5 protein-coding genes are annotated in these 2,876 nt (G+C 40.5%); 2 read left to right on the top strand and 3 right to left on the bottom strand.

From position 1 onward, the window contains the following. Positions 1–204 precede the first annotated feature (204 nt). Together RMO35_RS18255 and RMO35_RS18250 are read left to right on the top strand one after the other, a co-directional pair. Complete coding sequence (locus RMO35_RS18255) at positions 205–507, top strand: type II toxin-antitoxin system Phd/YefM family antitoxin (protein ID WP_309742889.1); 303 nt, start codon at positions 205–207, stop codon at positions 505–507. Beyond that, positions 485–802, top strand: a complete 318-nt coding sequence (locus tag RMO35_RS18250; protein WP_309742887.1) for a Txe/YoeB family addiction module toxin — start codon at positions 485–487, stop codon at positions 800–802. Before RMO35_RS18255 ends, RMO35_RS18250 begins: the two co-directional genes overlap by 23 nt. A gap of 27 nt (positions 803–829) precedes the next feature. Here RMO35_RS18250 and RMO35_RS18245 read toward each other — a convergent pair whose 3' ends face one another. From RMO35_RS18245 to RMO35_RS18235, 3 genes are all read right to left on the bottom strand, one after another. After that, a complete protein-coding gene (locus RMO35_RS18245) occupies positions 830–1,534 on the bottom strand; it encodes a pentapeptide repeat-containing protein (protein WP_309742885.1) in 705 nt (234 codons plus the stop codon). A gap of 28 nt (positions 1,535–1,562) precedes the next feature. Beyond that, positions 1,563–1,808, bottom strand: a complete 246-nt coding sequence (locus RMO35_RS18240; RefSeq protein ID WP_309742883.1) for a hypothetical protein — start codon at positions 1,806–1,808, stop codon at positions 1,563–1,565. A gap of 320 nt (positions 1,809–2,128) precedes the next feature. Next, positions 2,129–2,876 (bottom strand): HlyD family efflux transporter periplasmic adaptor subunit (locus tag RMO35_RS18235; RefSeq protein ID WP_309742882.1); only part of this gene is annotated, 748 nt, incomplete at its 5' end.

Raw genomic sequence — 2,876 nt, 5'->3', positions numbered from 1 at the left:
CAAATTCGGCAACTGACTAGCTCCGTCTAGCAGGCTGTAGTCACTGTGCATGTGCAAACCAACGAAAGACATAGGGCAATATTTAGCGCAGGTAGATAGCGTTATTATAATACCCCTTTCAATAGTACTTCAGCACTATTTTAGTGAAATTTGGCTACACCGAGATTAAATTTGATACTATGTACATAATTGCGTACATAAAATATGTTCTCTACCGAAATCACCTCGCCGACTGAAGCCAGAGCTGGATTCTTTCAATTAATCGATCGAGTCGCTCAGAGTCACCAAGTTTGTATCATCAATCGCCGCGATGGTGAGAATGTGGCTTTGATCGCCGAATCAGATCTTAATAGCCTCATCGAAACCGTCTATCTGTTCCGTTCTCCTGCAAATGCGCGTCACTTACTCGATTCGATCGATGAATATCGCTCGGGTAAACTAGTGGCGCAGAGCATTGAAGAATTACTCCAGGAGTTAGGGATCGATGGCGAAGAAGAAAAAATCTGAAGAACCGCCAGAAATAACTCCCGTTCAAATTATTCGATCGAGTCCGGTATTTACTGCCAAATTCAAAGAGGACTTGGGTTGGTGGTATAAAAATGATTCTAAAAAAGCAGCTAAAATCCTAGATATGGTAACAGCCGTAATGTCAGATCCGTTTACCGGAATTGGCAAGCCGGAACCTTTAAAGTATCTAGATTCGGATTATTGGTCGCGCCGCATCGATCTCGAACATCGATTAATTTACATAGTGAATAACGAGCAAATTATCTTCTTCGCCTGTCGCTATCACTATGAGTAACTGGTTACGATCGCAGTTGGCAAGAAACTAGAATTTTAAATCATAATCTTCCTCTAAGGGAAGATCGAAAATAGCTCCTCTTGCAATCAAATCTTGTTTCATTAATTCAGAAACGCCTGAGTTATATCCAAACTTAGTATTTTTGACGTCAGCATCATTGAGATTGGCTTCTCTTAGATTAGTATCTCTTAGATCGGCACTATTTAAATTTGCACCAACAAGGATGGTATTCATCAGGCTAGCACTACTCAAATTGGCATAAGCCAAATTAGTACCACATAGGTTCGCATACGTTAAATTGGCATAAATTAGATCGGCATACATCAAATTGGCATGACTTAGATCGGAACGACTTAGATCGGCATATCTCAAATTAGCATGGCTCAGATTGGTGTGACTTAGTTCAGAACTTCTCAATTTTCGATAAAGTATCGGTCGTTCGAGAACATCTTTAATTAAAATCTGTTTCCGCAACAAATAGAGAGATTGCTGAGATTCAAGCGAAGTAGCAATAAACGCGGCATCCTGAAAAACTGAAGATACTTCTTCAAATTTTACCAGTTTTTCGGATCTCGATTTGTCGTTATTTATCGATGGACGATCGAGATTTTCTCGCGCTAGATCTTCATCTCGATCGATAGCATGACGATCTAGATTTTCGATTATTTTTGCAGTTGGAGTATTATTAAAGTAATTATCGATCGCTTCTTCAACTTTAGTGTGGTCTATCATCTAACTAACCTGCATAGATCTATATATTTTAAAAATCTTTTTGGGTCAATAATATCGATTCAGCTATCGATTTTATATCTCTAACTGCCACTTGAATGTGGGATTTGTTGTAGATTGCCGAGTTTGGATATACCTCTTCACCTTCTTGGAAACAAGCACAGTCATAATTGTTACGACTAGAAATAAATCCTGTGTCGAGTATTCGTCGTGCTGACTCTATGTTGGTGCCATGATACCCTACTAATTCAACAGGATCGAGGATGGAATCGGACATTTAGATCGGGTAGCCAATTATTTTATTCTAGCTTTGTTTCCTGGTAACAGCTACTTTCTGCGAAGGGGACTGTATGCACTAATAAATTTGCTTTTCGGTCACATTTTCTCTCTCGTTCGTGTAACGTAGGTGAAGCCTAATCGCCTTTGCTATGGTAATACGACAGTTACTTTGCATATTTTGCATACCAACTGTCGTCTTTAGTGAATTAGATTTCTCGATTCAGATCGACTCCTCAATTGTCAATAAAAACTACTAGCACGATTGGCGATGCTACTTTTGCCAATCGTACTGTAGCAGTAAATAATATACTAACAACGTTAGCGGATTGTTTTGAGTGCATCTTCTTGCTTCATCACCATATCGGTAAAGATGCTCATCACCGTGCGATTGCGTAATTTGATATTGGCATTTAGCGCCATCCCTGACTTGAGTGTCGATGGCTTACCTTTGATCGTCATGCTCTGTTTGTCGAGCTTGATGATGGCTGGAAACCGCTCGTAGGGGTGGGCTTGGTCGGCGGGTAACGCGTCAGAGCCGATCGAGACTACCTGACCTTTAACGTCACCAAACTCCGTAAAGTTAAAGGTGTCAATCCGCACATCGACAGGCATTCCGGGCTTGACAAAACCAATATCTCTATTGGTGATGAACACTTTGGCAGTTAAGATACTATCAGGGACAATCTTTAAGATTGGTTCGCTCGAAGTAGCGACAAAACCTGGCGTTCCAGCTTTGAGTTCAAATACGGTACCACTAACGGGGGCAACGATATCTTGATATTTGAGATTGATTTTCGCCTGACTGATTTGGGCATTAATATCGGCAACTTTACGATCCATTTCGACGATGGTTTTATTTAATTGCCCATCTATTTCAGCAATTTGTTTGTCATTAGCGGCAATTTTGGCAAGCAAGTCTTTCTGGGAAACTGCAACCGTATTTTTGAGTTTTTCGCGACTTTGACTGGTTGCCATTGTCAGACGATTGTATTCACGATCGAGTTGAGCGATTTCTTGTTGATTCTTCTTGATTTGTTGTTGTTGGCTCTGAATTTCGAGACGGGAA

The sequence above is a fragment of the Chamaesiphon sp. OTE_20_metabat_361 genome (assembly GCF_031364565.1).
The sequence above is the reverse complement of the archived record's forward strand: the minus strand, read 5'-3'. Positions and strand labels throughout refer to the sequence as shown.

Bases quoted from the DNA above. Each gene is read 5' to 3' on its own strand.
- RMO35_RS18255 (WP_309742889.1), top strand. From the start codon at position 205: ATGTTCTCTACCGAAATCACCTCGCCGACTGAAGCCAGAGCTGGATTC.
- RMO35_RS18250 (WP_309742887.1), top strand. From the start codon at position 485: ATGGCGAAGAAGAAAAAATCTGAAGAACCGCCAGAAATAACTCCCGTT.
- RMO35_RS18245 (WP_309742885.1), bottom strand. From the start codon at position 1,534: ATGATAGACCACACTAAAGTTGAAGAAGCGATCGATAATTACTTTAAT.
- RMO35_RS18240 (WP_309742883.1), bottom strand. From the start codon at position 1,808: ATGTCCGATTCCATCCTCGATCCTGTTGAATTAGTAGGGTATCATGGC.